The sequence below is a fragment of the Streptomyces chrestomyceticus JCM 4735 genome (genome assembly GCF_003865135.1).
GTDB classification, from domain to species: Bacteria; Actinomycetota; Actinomycetes; order Streptomycetales; family Streptomycetaceae; genus Streptomyces; species Streptomyces chrestomyceticus.
Genome location: NZ_BHZC01000001.1, coordinates 7,132,945 through 7,151,174, shown reverse-complemented (window position 1 = coordinate 7,151,174; position 18,230 = coordinate 7,132,945). Strand labels below are relative to the sequence as shown.

General features: G+C 72.1%; 15 protein-coding genes. 6 read left to right on the top strand and 9 right to left on the bottom strand.

All coding sequences use genetic code 11. The features are described 5' to 3' along the window. Positions 1-13 precede the first annotated feature (13 nt). Together EJG53_RS31240 and EJG53_RS31235 are read left to right on the top strand one after the other, a co-directional pair. Complete coding sequence (locus tag EJG53_RS31240) at positions 14-784, top strand: maleylpyruvate isomerase family mycothiol-dependent enzyme (protein WP_125047734.1); 771 nt, start codon at positions 14-16, stop codon at positions 782-784. A gap of 9 nt (positions 785-793) precedes the next feature. Then, on the top strand, positions 794-1,450 hold the full coding sequence (locus EJG53_RS31235) for an MBL fold metallo-hydrolase (RefSeq protein WP_125047732.1): 657 nt from the start codon (positions 794-796) through the stop codon (positions 1,448-1,450). A gap of 97 nt (positions 1,451-1,547) precedes the next feature. Here the strand turns inward: EJG53_RS31235 and EJG53_RS31230 are convergent, their stop codons facing one another. The 5 genes from EJG53_RS31230 to uvrB form a co-directional block, all read right to left on the bottom strand. Then, positions 1,548-2,006 (bottom strand): lamin tail domain-containing protein, encoded by a 459-nt coding sequence (locus EJG53_RS31230; RefSeq protein WP_031007167.1) that lies wholly within the window; start codon positions 2,004-2,006, stop codon positions 1,548-1,550. A gap of 236 nt (positions 2,007-2,242) precedes the next feature. Further along, entirely contained in the window at positions 2,243-3,265 is a 1,023-nt protein-coding gene (locus EJG53_RS31225) for a TerC family protein (RefSeq protein WP_125047730.1), read from the bottom strand. Positions 3,266-3,667: 402 nt separating this feature from the next. Beyond that, entirely contained in the window at positions 3,668-5,749 is a 2,082-nt protein-coding gene (locus tag EJG53_RS31220; RefSeq protein WP_125047729.1) for a TerD family protein, read from the bottom strand. A 58-nt stretch (positions 5,750-5,807) separates the two neighbouring features. Then, positions 5,808-6,386, bottom strand: coding sequence for a TerD family protein (locus EJG53_RS31215; RefSeq protein WP_031003749.1), 579 nt, complete (start codon positions 6,384-6,386; stop codon positions 5,808-5,810). A gap of 524 nt (positions 6,387-6,910) precedes the next feature. Beyond that, positions 6,911-9,040: an excinuclease ABC subunit UvrB gene (gene uvrB, locus EJG53_RS31210; RefSeq protein WP_125047728.1), complete on the bottom strand. Its 2,130-nt coding sequence runs from the start codon at positions 9,038-9,040 to the stop codon at positions 6,911-6,913. A 363-nt stretch (positions 9,041-9,403) separates the two neighbouring features. On the opposite strand from uvrB, the gene EJG53_RS31205 reads away from it, so the two are divergent. The 3 genes from EJG53_RS31205 (at position 9,404) to EJG53_RS31195 (ending at position 11,676) form a co-directional block, all read left to right on the top strand. Then, positions 9,404-10,285 carry a glycerophosphodiester phosphodiesterase gene (locus tag EJG53_RS31205; RefSeq protein WP_125047726.1) on the top strand — a complete coding sequence of 294 codons (882 nt, stop codon included), beginning with the start codon at positions 9,404-9,406 and terminating at the stop codon, positions 10,283-10,285. A gap of 121 nt (positions 10,286-10,406) precedes the next feature. Further along, positions 10,407-10,982 (top strand): methylated-DNA--[protein]-cysteine S-methyltransferase, encoded by a 576-nt coding sequence (locus EJG53_RS31200; RefSeq protein ID WP_125049716.1) that lies wholly within the window; start codon positions 10,407-10,409, stop codon positions 10,980-10,982. Between the two features lie 151 nt (positions 10,983-11,133). Beyond that, the gene (locus EJG53_RS31195; RefSeq protein ID WP_125047724.1) at positions 11,134-11,676 is read left to right on the top strand and encodes a DUF1697 domain-containing protein; all 543 of its coding nucleotides are present in this window, start codon (positions 11,134-11,136) and stop codon (positions 11,674-11,676) included. A 27-nt stretch (positions 11,677-11,703) separates the two neighbouring features. Here the strand turns inward: EJG53_RS31195 and EJG53_RS31190 are convergent, their stop codons facing one another. Both EJG53_RS31190 and EJG53_RS31185 read right to left on the bottom strand, forming a co-directional pair. Further along, positions 11,704-12,303 (bottom strand): DUF1349 domain-containing protein, encoded by a 600-nt coding sequence (locus EJG53_RS31190; protein ID WP_125049715.1) that lies wholly within the window; start codon positions 12,301-12,303, stop codon positions 11,704-11,706. Between the two features lie 281 nt (positions 12,304-12,584). Continuing rightward, complete coding sequence (locus EJG53_RS31185; RefSeq protein WP_125047722.1) at positions 12,585-13,223, bottom strand: nucleoside/nucleotide kinase family protein; 639 nt, start codon at positions 13,221-13,223, stop codon at positions 12,585-12,587. A 90-nt stretch (positions 13,224-13,313) separates the two neighbouring features. Here EJG53_RS31185 and EJG53_RS31180 point away from each other — a divergent pair, with 90 nt between their 5' ends. Continuing rightward, positions 13,314-15,212, top strand: coding sequence for a hypothetical protein (locus tag EJG53_RS31180; RefSeq protein ID WP_413790175.1), 1,899 nt, complete (start codon positions 13,314-13,316; stop codon positions 15,210-15,212). 1 nt (position 15,213) lies between these two features. Here the strand turns inward: EJG53_RS31180 and EJG53_RS31175 are convergent, their stop codons facing one another. Continuing rightward, the gene (locus EJG53_RS31175; RefSeq protein WP_125047720.1) at positions 15,214-17,613 is read right to left on the bottom strand and encodes a tetratricopeptide repeat protein; all 2,400 of its coding nucleotides are present in this window, start codon (positions 17,611-17,613) and stop codon (positions 15,214-15,216) included. Between the two features lie 79 nt (positions 17,614-17,692). Continuing rightward, positions 17,693-18,151 (bottom strand): hypothetical protein, encoded by a 459-nt coding sequence (locus tag EJG53_RS31170; RefSeq protein ID WP_125047718.1) that lies wholly within the window; start codon positions 18,149-18,151, stop codon positions 17,693-17,695. Positions 18,152-18,230: the final 79 nt, after the last annotated feature.

Genomic DNA, 18,230 nt, shown 5'->3' with positions numbered 1-18,230 from the left:
CTAGCTTCGGACCATGACCGACAACGTGCCCGACTCCACACCGGGTTTCGCACAGGACACCGCCTCCGTCCGTGAGGCGACCGACCGACTGCTCGTCGACGTGGGCAAGTTGGACGACGAGGCGATCGGAGAACCGTCACTGCTGCCCGACTGGACCCGTGGCCATCTGCTCGCCCATGTAGCACGCAACGCCGACGCCCTCGTCAACCTGCTGACCTGGGCCCGTACCGGCATCCGTACCCCGATGTACGCGAGTGCCGAGGCCCGCAACGCCGACATCGCCGAAGGCGCCGACCGGCCGCTCGCCGTGCACCTGGACGACCTGCGGTCCAGCGCCGAGCGCTTCGACGCGGCAGCGGCGGCGCTGCCGCCCGCCCGCCGGCAGTACGAGCTGGAGATGCGCAACGGCGTCCTGGAACGCGCCGCCCGGCTGCCGTTCCGCCGGCTGACCGAGGTCGAGCTGCACCGGATCGACCTCGGGGTCGGTTACGGCATCGAGCAGTTGCCGACGGCCTTCGTCGACGCGGCACTGGCCTTTCTGACGGGGAAGAAGTTCGCGGGGCACGTCGACGTACCGGCCGTGGAACTGCGGACCCCCGACGGGCGGCGCTGGCGGACCGGCCGTACGGAGCACACGGGCAGGGTCACCGAGGACACCGGGGGCGTCCCGTATCTGGTGGTGTCCGGGTCGCCCACCGAACTGGTCGGCTGGCTCACCGGCCGGGCCAAAGGCACCGGCCTCGACACCCGGGGCGGCCCCCTTCCGGCCCTTCCGCCGCTTTAGGGTGGGGCCATGAGTTACACGGGAGCAGTGAAGGTCGGCGGACCGGCCGACGTGCACGAGCTGGCCGACCTGATGATCTCCAAGGTCGCGGTCGGCCCCATGGACAACAACGCCTACCTGCTGCGCTGCCGGGCGACGGACGAGCAGTTGCTCATCGACGCCGCCGCCGAGCCGGCCACCCTGCTCAACCTGATCGGCGACAGCGGCATCGCCTCCGTGGTGACCACCCATCGGCACGGCGACCACTGGGGCGCGCTGCGCGAGGTCGTGGACGCGACGGGCGCCCGTACGTACGCGGGCCGGTACGACGCCGAAGGCATCCCCGTACCGACCGACGTGCCCGTCGAGGACGGTGACACCATCACCGTCGGCGAGGTCCGGCTGACCGCCCGCCACCTGGTCGGCCACACGCCGGGCAGCATCGCGCTGATCTACGACGACCCGCACGGGCACCCGCACGTCTTCACCGGCGACTGCCTCTTCCCGGGCGGCGTCGGCAACACCTGGAACGACCCGGAGCAGTTCGCCAGCCTCCTCGACGACGTCTCGGCCAAGCTCTTCGACCAGCTTCCCGACGAGACGTGGGTCTACCCGGGGCACGGCTCGGACACCACGCTGGGCGCGGAGCGCCCGCACCTCGCCGAGTGGCGCGCACGCGGCTGGTGACGGACCGGACGGACGGCGGCCGCCCGCCCGGTCAGCGGACCGGTGCGGGCGGCCGTTCCGTCCAATGCACCGCGGACGGGTGCGGGTGGCCGCTCCGTCAGCAGTTCACGAAGGCGCGGCGTGCGTTGTTGTAGCTGCAACTGTCGACGCGCGCGCCGGACGGCTTCTTGAGGGTCGCCGTGTCCTTGGTGTTGTTCCACACGTAGGCACGGCGGTTCTGGTAGCGGTGGGCCGCCGTGTCGCGCCCCTTGCCGGTGTGCACCGTCACGGTCTTCCCCGCGCCCAGGCTGTACGTACCGAAGGTGTACGTGTGCCGGGAGGCGTCGGTCAGCTTCCAGCCCTTGAGGCTGACGGCGCGCGAGGTGGAGTTCTTGATCTGCACATACTCGGCGTTGAGGCTGGCGTTGGAGCCGTTGTCGCTGCCGGGGCTGTTGTAGTAGATCTTCGTCAGGTGTACGGAGCCGGCGGCGGACGCCGGTGCCGCCGTGGCGAGTCCGCCGACCGCCGTGGCTATCGCGAGTGCGGCCGCGGCGGCCGCCTTGGTGTGATGACGCATGGTCCCCCCTAGGGACAGTGCGCGCCGGACGGGCCGAGGCCGGTGAGGCGTCGGGCTCCCTCCGGGCGCGCGACCAACGATGCGCGCACTGTACGGGGTCGTGGGAGTGCGGGCGTACGCAGGGTGCATATGTGACCTCCGCATATGCCCGTAGCGCGCGAGGGAGGCCCCGCGGTGCACCCGCGAGACCTCCTCGAACGCGCCGGGGCGGTACGACCGCCCCTCAGGACAGCCGGTCAGACGTCCACGGCGTCTTTGGCATCTTTGGCGCCCTTGGCATCTTCCTTCGTCCCGGCGGCCGCCGCCTCCGCACGGGCCTGCTTCTTCGAGGCCCGCAGACTCGTGATCGTCGTGACCACGAGGACGGCGCAGATCACGCCGAGCGAGACCGGGATGCTGATCTCCGGGACGCTCACCCCCGACTCGTGCAGGGCGTGCAGCACCAGCTTCACACCGATGAAGCCGAGGATGATCGACAGGCCGTAGGAGAGGTGCACCAGCTTCTTCAGCAGACCGCCGATGAGGAAGTACAACTGCCGCAGACCCATCAGGGCGAAGGCGTTGGCGGTGAAGACGATGTACGGGTCCTGGGTGAGGCCGAAGATCGCCGGGATCGAGTCCAGCGCGAACAGCACGTCGGTGGTGCCGATCGCCAGCATGACGATCAGCATCGGCGTCATCAGGCGCCTGCCGTTCTCGACGACGAACAGCTTGGTGCCGTGGTACTTGTCGGTCGACGGGAACCGCTTCTCGACCATCTTCAGGAAGCGGTTCTCCTCGAACTCCTCGTCCTGCTCCTCCGCCCTGGCCTCCTTGATGAGCTTCCAGGCCGTCCAGATGAGGAACGCGCCGAAGATGTAGAAGACCCACGAGAAGTTGGCGATGATCGCGGCGCCCGCGCCGATGAACCCGGCGCGCAGCACGAGCGCTATCAGCACACCGACCATCAGCACCCGCTGCTGGTAGATCGTCGGCACCGCGAACTTCGCCATGATCAGCACGAAGACGAAGAGGTTGTCGACGCTCAGCGACTTCTCGGTGATGAAGCCCGCGAAGAACTCGCCGGCCGGCTGTCCGCCGCCGAAGACGAGCAGCCCGAGGCCGAAGAGCGCGGCGAGGGCGATCCACACGGCGGTCCAGATGCCGGCCTCCTTGAGGGAGACCTCGTGCGGTTTTCGGCCGCCGATGAAGAAATCGGCGGTGATCAGGGCGCACAGACCGACGATGGTCAGCACCCACAGGGTCAGGGAAACGTCCACTGCTCCTCCGGCAGAGTCGTACGGCACTAACAGCGTCGTCGCTGCCGGAGGTCTCTTCCACCCGAGAGCGCTGGTGCCGCGCTCTCCGAGACGGGCCGACGCCCCGGGATCTCGTCAGTGGTGCGATCCGTGATGACGGGGACGTCGCGCAGGAATACTCCCCTCCGCACCACAAGAGTAAAGGAAGGGCAATGGATAGTAAAGAGTTGGGTAAATGCGCTGGTCAGGTGGGGGTGCGGGAGGGTGAGGGGAGGTGGTGGGAGCTTGATCGTGGGCGGGGCGTGGGGGGCTTGATCGAGGCGGGGCGGGGTGGAGGCGGCGCGGGGCGGAGGCACGGGGTCGGCTCGTTCCGCCGGTTCCTCCGCCCCGGCGGTGGTCGGTTCGTCCGCGGTCAGGCCGGGTTCAGCCTTCGCGGGACCGGCTGTGGTCCTGCGAGCGGCGGGCCTCCCCCAGGTCGCCCAGAACCTTGCGCAGCACCCGGCTGCCGTCCGGCACGCGCGACGGTTCGTACGTCCAGGCGTGCCCGACCCAGGGGTCGGCGAGGTGGGCGTCCGGCACCGGCGTCACGCGCAGCAGGGAACGCCACAGCGGGTCCAGTACCGGCCCGTACTCCCGGGCCTCGGCCCGGTCGGCGACCATCAGCAGGTGCACGCCGACCGACGGGCCCTCGTCCGCCAGATAGCGGAGCTGGTTGACGGCGCGGTCGTCGAAACCGTGCGGGAAGTCGTGGACGATCAGCAGTTGCTCGGCGGTGTCCAGGTCCGGCGGCAGGGCTTCCGCCGCCTGGTTGCGGACCGCCATCTGGACGAGGTCCACGCGCCGGGTCAGTTCGCCGAGCACCGCGGTCACCCCCTGCGCGCCGGTGGCCGGGGGTTCGCGGAGCGCGCCCGTCTCCAGCAGCGGGGCCAGAGCGGGCGTCGCCGAGCCGGCGGGGTCGATGACGTGGACGGTGAGTTCGCCGACCGGATGGACGGCCAGCAGGCGGGCGGCGAGCGTGACGGCCGTGTCGACCGCCCGGCGCCGCACCTCGGCCTCGTCGAGCGGCCCGGCCCCGTCCGAGCCCCCGGCCAGGCCGTCGAGTCCGTCAAGACCGTCGAGGCCGAAGCTGCTCCCGAACGCGCCGTCGGCCGTCTCCGCGCCGGCGAACGTCTCCGGCCGCCCGCTGTCGATCCACAGGCCGCGGGTCATCGGCAGCCGTACGAGCATGGGGATACGCAGGTCAGGGCACTCCGGCAGGCGCAGGTCACCGAGCCGCACCGCCGTCGGGTACTCCTCCGGCGGCCGGTAGCCCTGCCAGACAGGGCTGCTCCAGGAGGCGAAGGCCGGGGGCAGGGCGGGCTCGACGACCTCGGCCTCGGCGGTGAGCTGGCCGAGGTCGCGGTCGAGCACCTCGCGGGCCTGGGCCGCGAGACGGGCGTGCTTGTCGTGTGCGGCGGCACGCGCCGCTTCGGCGGCCGCTCCCATGCGGTTGCGGGGGTCGGCGTTGACGGCGTCCAGTTCCTTCGCCAGGCGGGACTGGGCGAAGTCCATGGCGCTGCGGTAGGCGGCGACCGTCCGCGCCAGGTCCTCGAACATGCCCCAGACCTGGTTGTAGAGCCGCTCTTCCGGAGTACGGCCGGCGGCGTCACCGGCTACCGGGGCGGCGGGCTGTGCGTCGCCTGAGGGGGGCGTGGTGGGTGTGGGGGCGGGTGTGGGAGCGGATGTGGGTGGGGTAGGTGTGGGCGGTGGGGTCGTGGGGGTGGCCTGGCGCGGTTGCGGGGGCAGGGGCGGGTTCGAGGTACGGCGTTTGGGGTGCCGGTAGTCGACGGGGGCGGGCGGCTCGGCGGGGGCGGACGCTGCGGTGGAGCCGGTGGGGCCAGGCGCCCCGGCAGGGCTGGACGACGCGACTGGGCCGGGCGACGCGGCGGGGACCGGTACCGAACGCGCGTGGCCGCTGCGTACCGCCTCCTGGATCTCCGCGGCCAGTCCCGCGCTCGTGGCCTGCGGCAGGCCCTGGTCCTGGAACAGTGCGGCGAGCCCGCCCGCGTACCCCTGCCCCACGGCCCGCACCTTCCAGGCGCCCTGCCTGCGGTACAGCTCCACCGCCACGACGGCGGTCTCGGCGTCGAGGTCGACGAGCGTGTAGCTGGCCAGCTCCGTACCGTCCAGGCCCGTGACGGCGACGAGCGGTGCCGCCGCCGCGCCGAAGACCGCCGGGCCGCCGATGCCGACGGGCAGCGCGAGCAGCACGCTCGCCCGGTGCACGGCGGCGGGCAGGGCATCCAGGTCCACCGCGATCCGGTGCTCGGCGGCGGCCTGCCGGGGCACCTCCACGCCGTCGCGACGCGGCGCACCCGGATGGGCGACCGCTTCGACACCCGCGAGGCCGCCCAGCTCGTCGGCGAGCGTCACCCCCGCGACGACGGGCCCGCCCGCCGCGATCCTGATCTCCACACGCGTCCGGTCCAGTGGGTGGTTCTGCCCGCGGACAAGCTCGGCCGTCATCGTCGTTCCCCCGGAAATGTCGTGCGCCCCGTGCTCGCCGACGGGGCCTGGTGCGTGCTTACAGGTACGGCAGGATCGCCGGGACGACGTCCTTGAACGTACGGCCGTCGGACGGTTCGCCGATCGCGGTCATCTGCCAGCCGTTGCCGGAACGGTGCACCTTGCTCATGATCTGCGCGGTGTAGTCGCCGCCGCCGGTGAGGGTGTAGCGGGCGAGTTCCTGGCCGGTGGTCTCGTCGACCAGGCGGCAGAACGCGTCCTGCACCTCGGCGAAGGTCTGCCCGGTGAAGGAGTTCACGGTGAAGACGATCTGGTCGATGTGCACCGGCACCCGCGACAGGTCGACGAGGATCGCCTCGTCGTCCCCGCCCTGGCCCGCGCCGCCGACCACGTTGTCGCCGGTGTGCCGTACCGACCCGTCGTCGCTGATCAGATGCTGGAAGAAGACGACGTCCATCGGCTGCTTGTCGGCGAACAGCACCGCCGAGGCGTCGAGGTCGATCTCCCGGGTGCGCGATCCGAACAGGCCGCGCCGGGGCGCCGAACGCCAGCCCAGCCCCATCCGTACCGCGGTCAGCGTCCCCCCGTCGGACTTCGCCAGGCTGATGCCCTGCCCCTTGGACAAGTTGACCGACACGTGCCGTCCCCTCTCGCTCTGTTCTCCCCGTGGCCGCCTCCCCGACGGCCTCCCCCGACCCTATGCACGGCCCGCCCCCGGCACGCGACTGCCCCGCGCTTTGTGGCGTTCCTGCAACACAGCCCACCCCGCTCGGGGAGCCCCGGGCGGGCCCTTCCGGAGCGGTACGGGGGCGGGCCCGGGCCGTACGGCGGGGGCGCGGGCGAGGGCGGGGCGCAGACGGGCACCCCCGCCGTCCGCCCCTGATCACCCGGTCAGCACGCCCCCGTCAACCCGACGCCCCATCGACCGGGCCGCCCGGCCACCGGGCCACCGGGCCACCGGGCCACCGGGCCACCGGGCCACCGGGCCACCGGGCCACCGGGCCACCGGGCCAGCGAAGTCGACCTGCCACCGCAGCCGCCGCACCGACCCCATCGCCGCACCAACCCAGTTGCCCCTCACGGCAGTCGCCCCGGCGGCGCGATCACCCCCGTACCGTCATCCCTCTCGCCGCCACCTCCCCCCCCGCCGCCATCACCCCCTCAGCGCAGCCCCGCCTCCTTCATCTGCCGCAGTTCCTTCTTCAGTTCGCCCACCTCGTCGCGCAGCCGGGCGGCCACCTCGAACTGCAGCTCGGCAGCGGCGGCCCGCATCCGGTCGGTCATCTCCTCGATGAGTTCGGCCAGTTCCGCGGCGGGCCGGTCGGTGGGTGTGCCGCCCTTCGCGGCCTTGCCCTTGGCCGCCTTGCCGCCCAGCGCGGGCACCGGTGCCTTGCCCTTGGCGTCCTTGCCCTCGGCCCCCTTGCGGTAGCCGGTGCCCAGCAGCTCCTGGGTGTCGATCTCCTCGCGTGCGAGGGTCGCGACGATGTCGCCGATCTTCTTGCGGAGGGGCTGCGGGTCGATGCCCTTCTCCTTGTTGTACGCGAGCTGCTTCTCCCGGCGGCGGTTGGTCTCGTCGATGGCCCTCCGCATCGCCGGGGTGATCTTGTCCGCGTACATGTGGACCTGGCCGGAGACGTTACGGGCGGCCCGGCCGATGGTCTGGATCAGGGACGTGCCCGAACGGAGGAAGCCCTCCTTGTCGGCGTCCAGGATCGCCACGAGCGACACCTCGGGCAGGTCGAGGCCCTCCCGCAGCAGGTTGATGCCCACCAGGACGTCGTACTCGCCGGCCCGCAGCTCCCGCAGCAGTTCCACGCGCCGCAGGGTGTCCACGTCGCTGTGCAGGTAGCGGACCTGGATGCCCAGTTCGACGAAGTAGTCGGTGAGGTCCTCGGCCATCTTCTTGGTGAGGGTGGTGACCAGGACCCGCTCGTCCTTCTCCGTACGCGTACGGATCTCGTGCACCAGGTCGTCGATCTGGCCCTCGGTGGACTTGACGATCACCTCGGGGTCGACCAGGCCGGTCGGGCGGATGATCTGTTCCACATAGCCGTCGGAGCGCGAGAGCTCGTACGAGCCCGGGGTCGCCGACAGGTAGACGGTCTGGCCGACGCGCTCCAGGAACTCCTCCCACTTCAGCGGCCGGTTGTCGAGGGCGGACGGCAGCCGGAAGCCGTGCTCGACCAGGGTGCGCTTGCGGGAGGCGTCGCCCTCGTACATCGCGCCGATCTGCGGCACGGTGACATGCGACTCGTCGATGACCAGGAGGAAGTCGTCCGGGAAGTAGTCCAGGAGGGTGTTCGGCGCGGTGCCGGGGGCGCGGTCGTCCATGTGCATCGAGTAGTTCTCGATGCCGGAGCAGGAGCCGACCTGGCGCATCATCTCGATGTCGTAGGTCGTCCGCATCCGCAGCCGCTGGGCCTCCAGGTGCTTGCCCTGCTTCTCCATCGTGGCGAGGCTCTCGGCCAGCTCCGCCTCGATCCCGGCGATGGCCTTCTCCATGCGCTCGGGGCCCGCGACGTAGTGGCTGGCGGGGAAGACGTACAGGTGCTCGTCCTCGCTGATGACCTCGCCGGTCAGCGGGTGGAGCGTGGACAGCGCCTCGATCTCGTCGCCGAACATCTCGATGCGGACGGCCAGTTCCTCGTAGACCGGGAAGATCTCGATGGTGTCGCCGCGGACGCGGAACGTGCCGCGGGTGAAGGCCATGTCGTTACGGGTGTACTGGATGTCGACGAAGCGGCGCAGCAACTGGTCGCGGTCGATCTCGTCACCGACCTTGAGCGGCACCATGCGGTCCACGTACTCCTGGGGCGTGCCCAGGCCGTAGATGCAGGAGACCGAGGCGACCACGACCACGTCACGCCGCGTGAGCAGGGAGTTCGTCGCGGAGTGGCGCAGCCGCTCGACCTCCTCGTTGATCGAGGAGTCCTTCTCGATGTAGGTGTCCGACTGCGGGACGTACGCCTCGGGCTGGTAGTAGTCGTAGTACGAGACGAAGTACTCGACGGCGTTGTTGGGCAGCAGCTCGCGGAACTCGTTGGCGAGCTGTGCCGCGAGGGTCTTGTTGGGCGCCATGACGAGGGTGGGCCGCTGCAGCTTCTCGATCATCCACGCGGTGGTCGCCGACTTGCCGGTACCGGTCGCGCCGAGCAGGACGATGTCCTTCTCACCACCGCTGACGCGCTGCGCCAGCTCGGCGATGGCCGCCGGCTGGTCGCCGCTGGGCTGATAGGGGCTGACGACCTCGAAAGGTGCCACCGTGCGTTCGATCTTGGATACGGGCCGCATGGAATCAACCGTACGACTCCCCACTGACAACCGGCCGGAAAACGCTCCGACCAGCGGTTCCGCCGACGGGTAGCGGTGCGCGGCGCCGGGCCGGGCGGCCCGCCGTGGCGGGCACAATCCCGGAACAGGACGCTTCGCACGCTTCTCATTCACATTCTGTCCATCAAACGCCTGGCTTCCGGTCCATCGCGGCTGCGACTCTCTGCCCGTCCGACCTCGGTTCCACCGTGTTCCCCGTAGGGGTTCCGGCTCCGCTCCCGGCCGTCCGATGCCGGGACGGCGGCCGCGTACCCGGCTACGGACCGGACCGGTCGGGCCCGATCCCGGCGCGCGCCCGCCTTCACGTCGTCACTAGGAGTTCGTATGCGTATCCGTCCCGTCGCCGCTGTCGCCGGTGCGCTCGTGGGCCTGGCCGCGTCCCTGCTTCCCGCCGGCGGCGCGCAGGCCGCCGACGGGCACCGCGGGGTGCAGATCGTCGCCCACCGGGGCGCCTCCGCCTACGCGCCCGAGAACACCCTGGCCGCCGTCGACGCGGCCGCCGGCCTCGGGGTCACCTGGGTGGAGAACGACGTCCAGCGCACCAAGGACGGCGAGCTGGTCGTCGTGCACGACACGTCGCTCGCCCGGACGACCGACGCCGAGCAGGTCTTCCCGGACCGCGCGCCCTGGAACGTCGCCGACTTCACGCTCGCGGAGATCGAGAAGCTGGACGCCGGCAGTTGGTTCGGCCCGAAGTTCGCCGGCGAGCGGGTGCCGACGCTGGAGGACTATATGGACGCGGTAGAGGACAACGGCCAGAAGCTGCTGCTGGAGATCAAAGCACCCGAGCTCTACCCCGGCATCGAGCGGCAGGTCCTCAAGGAGCTGCGCGAGGACGGCTGGCTGGACCGCCACCACGTCAAGCACCGGCTGATCGTGCAGAGCTTCGACGCCGGCTCGGTCAAGAAGGTCCACAGCCTGCGCTCCGACGTCAAGACGGGCTTCCTCGGCACGCCCGCCGTCGCCGAGCTGCCCAAGTACGCGGCCTTCGCCGACCAGATCAACCCGCAGTACAAGTCCATCGACGCCGGTTACGTCGCGTCCGTGCACAAGGTCAAGGGACCGCACGGCCGGCCGCTGGAGGTCTTCACCTGGACCGTCGACACCGCCGCCGACGCGGTCAAGGCCGCCGGACGGGGCGTGAACGGCATCATCAGCAACAAGCCGGACGTCGTCCGCGACGCTTTGGAGGGCGAGGGCCGCTAGGCGAGGGCCGCCAGGACGGCGGTCGGCCCCGGTGTCGCTTGGCCCCCCTGTCGCTGTCGGCAACGCCCCTGGACCCGGCTCCGGGGGCGTTGTCAGTGGCAGGCCATAGGCTGATGCCGTGATGAACGCAGAGCGTGATCAGCGGGCCGATTGGGCCTGGCGCGTGCTGGACACCCCCATCGGACCGTTGCTGCTCGCGGCGACCCGCGAAGGACTCGCGCTGGTCGGCTTCCACGCCGACGAGCGCACCACCCACCGGACGCTGAGCCGTCTCCGGCTGGCCTTCGGCCGGGAACCGGTCCCGGAGATACCCCACCTGGCCGCGGCGGCCGACGAGCTGACCCGGTATTTCGACGGCGGTCTGCACACCTTTACCGTCCCCCTGGACTGGTCCCTGTCCTCGGGGACCTCCGGGTCCTCGGGGTCTCCGGGCTTCAACGAGCGGGTACTGCGTGCGCTGGCCGCCGACGTCGCGTACGGCACGGTGGTCGGTTACCAGGATCTCGCCGACCGGGTCGGTGAGCCGGGCGCCGCCCGTGCGGTGGGAGCGGCCATGGGCTCCAACCCGCTGCCGGTCGTCGTGCCCTGCCACCGGGTGGTGGCCAGCGACGGCGGTATCGGGGGATTCGGCGGTGGCCTGGAGACCAAACGCCGGCTGCTGGCCCTGGAGGGCGTCCTCCCGCAGCCTCTCTTCTGACGGCGGCCGGGCCCTCGTACCCGTACCGCTGGCCTCGCCCCGTACCGCTGCCCTCTCCCGGTCACGCCGATGCCCTCTCGCCCCGGTTCCCTCGGCTCCCCCCGCGCCCGCTGTCCGCTCGCTCCTCCCGACCGAAAGACGCATATCTGCCATGTCCCGCCAGGTAGCCCTGCTCCGCGGCATCAACGTCGGGGGCAACAAGAAGTTCCCCATGGCACGGCAGCGCGAGCTGTTCGCGTCACTGGGCCACACCGACGTCACGGTGCTCCTGCAGACCGGCAACATCGTCTTCGCCGACCCGGGCACGCCCCCCGCGGAGACCGCGCGCCGCATCGAGGCGCGGATCGCCGACGAGCTGGGCTTCCCCGTTCCGGTGCTGGTCCGTACGCGTGACGAGCTGGCCGCCACCGTCGCGGCCAATCCCTTCCCGCAGGCGGAGGCGGAGCCGAAGACCCTGCATGTGACGTTTCTGTCCGACATTCCCGCCGACGTGGCCCCGCTGGCGGCGCTGGATTCCGACGCCTACGCCCCGGACCGGCTGCGGCTGATCGGCCGCGACCTGTACCTGTGGTGCCCGGACGGAGTCGGCCGCTCCAAGCTCGCCGATGCCGTGTCCCGCGCCCGGCTCGGCGTGACGGCCACGGCCCGCAACTGGAACACGGTGACCAAGCTGCTGTCCCTGGCCGACGCCTGACGCGGTCCGGGGTGGCGCGGCGGGCGCTCAGTGGAGGGACGCATCGGCCGGGCCCGTCGCGAAGCGGGTGAACCGTACCCGCAGACCGGCCCGCTGCGGCGCGCAGCAGAACGGCCCCGCGGCCGCCGTCGCGTCCGGGTCGAGGGGCGCCAGCCGCACCATGCGCCACGGCTCCTGTTCACGCCGCGCCCGTACGGTCAGCGCGTCACCACTGCGGCTGACGCGCACCGTGACCTCGCGGCCCACCCAGGACGGCACGGGAGCCAGCGACCAGTCCGACCACTCACGGGTGACCACCGCACCCAACTGCGGCGCGCCGTCGCTCATCTCCACCCCGGCCTTGATCCATGTACGCTCGTCCACCCGCACCATCACCCCGGCCTGGTCGTACAGTGCGTCGAAAGCGGCGATGAAGGAGACCTCGACGGCCGAGTCCGCGGGGAAGGGCGTCAGCAGCGCGTGGCCGGTGTCCCGGTCGAAGCCGTAACTGGTCCGCCGCCAGAAGTCACTCCCTTCGGCGGCCGTGACGACCAGCGTGCCACCGCCCGTCGCCGCCGGCTCGCGCACCGCTTCCGGCGGTGGGTTCAGCCATTGCGCCGCGTCCGTGTCCCAGCCGATGTCCTCCATGCGCAGCGCCCCTCCCGGATTCCCGCACGTCGTGGTCATCGGCTCACGCTAACCGGCGCCGCGCTCGTCGGTGACGGGTTGTCAGTGGTGGGGCGTACGGTTTTCGGAAGAGGGACAACTTTTCGGAAGGGGGGCGCGCTGGCGGGGCGGCTTGCCCGGCGGCGGAAGCCACCTCCCGGGGGGCGGCTTCCCCGGCGGCGGAGGCTGCTTCTCGGGAGGCGGGTGGCGGGAGGCCGTGGCCGGCGGGTGGCCGTGGCCGGCGGGTGACCGTGACCGGTGGATCAGCCGTGTCCGTTCCAGGCCGGGCGGTCGGGATCGTCCGCCTTCACGACGACATCGGCGGCCTCCTCGGGCCGCACCTCGTCCTCGTACCGCGCGAAGGCGGGCAGCGTCCACCGCTCGTCCTGCGGAGTGCGGCGGGCCAGCGCGGCGGACGACAGCTTCAGATGGACCGACAGGTCGAAGGGGAACCAGTGCCCGAACAGCAGCGGACCGTGCAGGAGCAGTACGCCGCCCGGCGGCAGTTCGGCATACGGGCTGCGCGTGGCCCGGTCCGTCCGGGGATCCCACAGATCCGGCAGCACCCGCCCCGTGCCGCCCGGGTCGAGTGGCGTGAACACCTCCCGCCAGAGCGCCTGCCGGTCGAACCACGTGTCGTAATACGCGTCGGGGTCTTCCTTCCCGTACTCCAGGCGCAGTGAGGCGGGACGCAGGAAGCCGTCGGCCGCGACGACGTGTACGGGTCTGCCGCGCAACCGCAGCGCTTCGGCGAGCCGTCCGGCGATGTCGGCCGGGCGGGCCGCCGGCGCTCCGTCCACGGCGATGCGCAGCCACGGGCCGCCGTCCGCCGACGCCGTCGTACCGACGCGCTCGGCGAGCGCGTCCGTCAGCCGGTCCCAGGTGATCGCTTCGAGCCGCACTTCTTCATTGTGCCGGGCGCGCCGGACGAACGAGCACAGCGGCTAGGGTGGCCGGTCGAGCCAGGGTGAAGGGTGAGGCGTGTGGGGGAAGTGGTCACGGACGGGCAGCGGTGGCTGCGGGTTCCGGTCGGCCCGGAGGCGTCACAGTGGTCCACCCGGGCCCGGACCACGCGCGTCCTGTTCGTGGTGCACAACGTCACCTCCGCCACCCGGCTCCTGGACGTGCTCCCCCTGTTCGACGCCGATCCGCGCATCCAGTGCCTGGCGACGTGTACGGGTTCCTCGCCGTACCTGCACGGCGTACCGGAACTGCTGGCGGACGCCGGGCTGCCCGTCCTGCCCTGGGAGCAGGCCGTGGAAACCCCGGTGGACCTGGCGGTCAGCGCCAGCTACGGCGGCGAACTTCACCTGATAAGAGGGAAGTTGGCCGTTCTGTCGCACGGAATTGGCTACAATAAGAGGCTCCCTACACCGGACACCGGACACCGGACACCGGACACCGGACGCTGGGAGCCGGGGTCGGAGCGGGACGCTGAACGGGCGCCGGTCTTTGGGCTCTCGCCGGAGTGGCTGCTGCGGGACGGTGCGCCCATAGCGACGACGACCGTCCTGTCCCACCCCGAGCAGCTCACACGCCTCCGCCACGCCTGCCCGCCCGCTGCCCGTACGGCCGTACTCGCCGGTGACCCCTGCTTCGACCGCCTGCTGGCCGCGCTCCCCCACCGTGACAGCTTCCGCCGCGCACTCGGTGTGTCCGCCGGCCAGCGGCTCGTCGTCGTCAACTCCACCTGGGGGCCGCGTTCCCTGTTCGGCGACGCCGACGACGTCCTCCCCCGGCTTCTGGAGAGCATCACCCGCGAACTGCCCGTCGACGCCTACCGCCGCTGCGCCGTCCTGCATCCGAACATCTGGCACGGTCACGGCCCTGGTCAGGTACGGGCCTGGCTGCGCCGTGCCGAGCAGGCCGGGCTGACCGTCGTCCCGCCGCTCGGACCGTGGCGGCAGGTGCTGGCCGCCGCCGACGCCGTCATAGGCGATCACGGCAGCGTGACGTACTACGCGGCCGCCATCGGCACGCCCGTCCTGCTCGGCGCCTTCCCGGAAGCGGACCTCGACCCGGCGTCACCCGTCGCCGAACTGGGCCGCACGGCTCCCCGGCTACGCCCGTACGAACCGCTCCTCCCCCAGCTCGACGAGCTGCTGGCCCGCCACCACCCCGACCGTCACGCCCAGCTCACCGCCCTGGCCAGTTCCTCTCCGGGCAGCTCGGCCGCACTGCTCCGGCGCACTTTCTACGGCCTCATGGGCCTCGCCGAGCCCAGCGCTCCGGCCTACCTGCCGCGGCTGCTCGACCCCACGTACGGTGACCTGCCCTCCGACATCCCGCCCGCCTCTCCGCTGCTGGCTCCCCTCCAGGTCCTGACCCACCTGCGCGACCATCGCCCCGCCGCACTTCCCGAGATAGCCGTCACCCGCCATGCGGACGGCCTCGGCGCGGCTGCGCACCCGGCTCCGGCCCCGAGCCCGGAGCCGACCGCTCCCCCGGCTGCCGCCTCCACCACACCCCAGGCCCCTGCCTACACCGCCCTTCCCACCGCTTCGCACCCCGGCGCCCACACCGCCGTCCACGAGGACATCCCGGACGTGACCCGGCTGGCCCTCGCCGACCTGGTGCTCCACGACTCCCGGCCCGAACCGGCGGCGTGGACGCGGGAGGCGATGCGGCGCCACCGGCACTGCGCCATGGCCGCGTGCGTCACCGCGCCGGACACCTGCCTCGTACGCCTTCCGGACGGGCGTCTGGTCACCCTCACCGCGGCGCCCGGCCCGGACGGCCACCGCGACCTGTGCGATCCGGCCGTCTACGCCTCGGCCCTCTACGCCTGGTACGAGCGCGGAAAGCCCGTCGAAGAACTCCTCGACGGCCTGGTCGTGGTGACGGGCGGCACGAGGCACCACCTACAGGTGTCGATCACCTCTCCTCGCTGACTCACCCCTCCTCGCTGGCCTCCCCACTGCCATCGCCACTGCCATCGCCACTGGCCTCCCCGCCGGCCTTCCCACTCGGAGCATCCCTCCGCCGGGCGGCGGCCTCTACCTGGTCGAGCCGTGCCCGTACGGCACCGGTCCTGGGTGATCCCGTCCTCTCGTGGAAGCCGAGTGCTGCCCGCAGTTGCCGGATCTCGCCCGCCGCGTCCCCTGCCAGAGCGGCCCGGTCGGCGCGCAGTTCCGCCAGGTCCGCCTGCTGGATGACCGCGCCTTCCGCCGCCATGACCGACGCGGCCCGTTCGAGCGGTGCGTCCGCCTCCTCGGCGCGCCCGGCGTCGAGCAGGGTCCGGCCCAGGCTCATCAGCACCCGGGCCTCGTTGTACGGGTCGGGCAGCGCGCGTATCAGTTCCTGCGCGTGCCGCAGTTGGACGACCGCTTCCTCGTAGCGGCCCATGCCCTGGAGCGCCCGTCCGAGGTGGTGTTCGAGCAGGGCCAGCGCACGCGGATCGCCGACTTGCTCCGCCAGACTTCTCGCCGTCCAGAAGCACTCGGCGGCATCGCTCCACCGCTCCTGCTTCAGATGCAGCAGCCCCAGGGACTCCACCGCCGTCGCCTCACCCCGCAGGTGCCCGGCCCGCCGGTCCGCGGCGGCAGCCTCGGCGAACTGCGCCCGCGCCTGCCCGTACTCCGCCAGCCCCAGGTGGGCGAAGCCGAGCTGGGCGCGCATCCGTCCTTCGGCCTCAGGGCACTCCTCCGCGCAGCGGACGGCGGCCTCGACGCCGAGCCGGTGGCTGGAGACCCACTGCTGGTGGAAGCCGAGCCGTAGGTGCAGCCCCCACATGGCCTCGCACAACTGCCACGTCAGGTCGTCGAGTCCGTGGTCGGCCGCGGCCCGTACCGCCTCCGCGAGGTTCTCCCGTTCGTCCCGCAGCCAGGCCAGCGCGCTGCTGCCGTTCTCGTAGGCCGCGGGCCGCCCCGCCAGCCGTGTGTACGCGGGCCCCAGGTGCCAGCGGCCCGGCAGCACGCACGCGTCGGCCGCGGCTGCGGCCCGCACGTACCAGAGCAGCGTGCGGCGGACGGCTGCTGCGGCTCCCGCGATACCGTCCTGGGCCAGCGCACGCTGTTGCGCGTACTCCCGCCAGAGATCGTGAAACCGGTAACGCACCTGGCCGGAAGCGTCGGCCTGGCTCTCGGGCCCGGTGTCCGACGCCCTTTCTCTGTCGGTCGCGTCCTCCAGCAGCCGTGCGTCGGCGAGTTCGGCGAGCAGGGAGCCCGCCGCGTCCTCGGGGATTCCTGCGGCGGCCGCGGCGGCGCCCGGCGTCAGATGCCGCCACGGCCGCAGGCTCGTCAGCCTGAACAGCCGGGCCGCGGCCTCCGAGAGATGCCCGTACGAGGCGTCCATCGCGCCGCGCATCGGTTCCTCCGCCGTGTTGGCCGGTGGGGCTACTGCGGTGGCGGGGGCGTCTGCGGCGGATGGTGCAGAATCCGGTGAAGCGGCCGGTGCCGCGTCGCCCGCGCCCGCCATGTCCGCGCCATGCGGTGCAGGCGCCGTCTCGTCCTCGCCGTTCGTGCTCATCTCGCGCTCCAGCACTTCCCAGTCCGGCTGCTGCCTTCCGGCGGCGCGTGCCCCGATCGCGCACAGCGCGAGCGGCATACCGCCGCACCGCCGCGCCACCGCCTCGACCCCCGGGCCCGTACCGCCCAGGCGGGCGAGCAGCCCCACCGCGTCGGGTGTGCGCAGCGGCCCGAGCCGTATGGGGTGCGCACCGTACTCGATCACCAGGCGGCCCAGGTCGGTCCGGCTGGTCACGATCGTCAGGGAGCCCGGTGACGCGGCGAGCAACGGCCGTACCTGCGCGACGGAATGCGCGTCGTCCAGCACCGTGAGGACGCGCCGATCGGCCGTCAGGCTGCGGAACGTGCTCTCCTGGGCGTCGGGGTCCGCCGGTATCCAGTCCCGGTGGACCCCGAGGTCCCGCAGGAAGCGCGACAGCACGTCGGACGGCGCGGCCGCGGTCGTGGCGGACGCCCCGCGCAGATCCGCGTACAGCTCGCCCTGCCCGAAGCGCCCCCGCAACGCGGCGGCCAGGCGTAGAGCTGTGGCCGTCTTGCCCACACCGCCCGGCCCCCACAGGACGACCACGAGAGGCGCTCCGGCATCCCCCGCGCCGTCGGCGTCACCCCTCGGCGACGCCTCGTCCAATAAGCGTGTCACCTCGGCCAGTACGGCGTCACGGTCGACGAAATGGCGGGTGGCCGGGGGCAGCGTACGGGGCACCGGCGCGCCCGGCACGATCGCCGGTGTGGCCTCCTGGACCGTCACCGTGCCGATCGACCGGGCCTGTACGACGGCCCCGTACACCGTCCCGCCATTGATCTCGTTCCGCACACCGGCGGCCACCGGAACGGGCGTGTCGGGCTCATCGGGTGGGACCGCACCGGGTACGGAGGAGGAGGGTGCAGGAGCGCCGGGCTCCGGGTCAGCCACGAGCGGGCCCTTCACCGAACCCACCGCCGCGCTGGTCCAGCCGGGTGACCACGCCGGCCTGGATCGTCGTCCCGTGATGCACCCCGCCGCTGATGGAGTTGTGCACCTCTCGCACCTCGACCCTGGCGCCCTCGTCCGGCCGTAGTTCCGCCAGCAGCCGCCGCAGTTCCTCGGCCGCCGCCGGGTCGTCGCGCAGCGCCCGCCGCAGCCGCACCCGCCACTCGGCCGCCACATCGGCCGCGCCGTCCTCGTCACCGTCCCGCTGCGCGGTCACCAGCTCCGTGCGCGACACTTCCAGCTCCCCTTCGAGAGCTTCTTCCTCGCCGCCGCCCCGGCGCCGCGCGAGGAAGGCCGCCACCCGTTGCCGCGCCTGCGACCAGCCTTCGGTCACCATCTGCTGCACCAGCGCCGTCGCCCCCGCCGTCGCGAGCGCCGTCAACTCCGCGTCCATCGGTCCCCCCTTGTTCCCGCCGTACGAGCCGTACGAGGTGTACGGACGTGCTCACTGTCACGGTGCGTCGCTGCCACGG

Coding starts and splice junctions, on each gene's coding strand:
- EJG53_RS31240 (WP_125047734.1), top strand. CDS start 14: ATGACCGACAACGTGCCCGACTCCACACCGGGTTTCGCACAGGACACC.
- EJG53_RS31235 (WP_125047732.1), top strand. CDS start 794: ATGAGTTACACGGGAGCAGTGAAGGTCGGCGGACCGGCCGACGTGCAC.
- EJG53_RS31230 (WP_031007167.1), bottom strand. CDS start 2,006: ATGCGTCATCACACCAAGGCGGCCGCCGCGGCCGCACTCGCGATAGCC.
- EJG53_RS31220 (WP_125047729.1), bottom strand. CDS start 5,749: ATGACGGCCGAGCTTGTCCGCGGGCAGAACCACCCACTGGACCGGACG.
- uvrB (WP_125047728.1), bottom strand. CDS start 9,040: ATGCGGCCCGTATCCAAGATCGAACGCACGGTGGCACCTTTCGAGGTC.
- EJG53_RS31205 (WP_125047726.1), top strand. CDS start 9,404: ATGCGTATCCGTCCCGTCGCCGCTGTCGCCGGTGCGCTCGTGGGCCTG.
- EJG53_RS31200 (WP_125049716.1), top strand. CDS start 10,407: ATGAACGCAGAGCGTGATCAGCGGGCCGATTGGGCCTGGCGCGTGCTG.
- EJG53_RS31195 (WP_125047724.1), top strand. CDS start 11,134: ATGTCCCGCCAGGTAGCCCTGCTCCGCGGCATCAACGTCGGGGGCAAC.
- EJG53_RS31190 (WP_125049715.1), bottom strand. CDS start 12,303: ATGGAGGACATCGGCTGGGACACGGACGCGGCGCAATGGCTGAACCCA.
- EJG53_RS31170 (WP_125047718.1), bottom strand. CDS start 18,151: ATGGACGCGGAGTTGACGGCGCTCGCGACGGCGGGGGCGACGGCGCTG.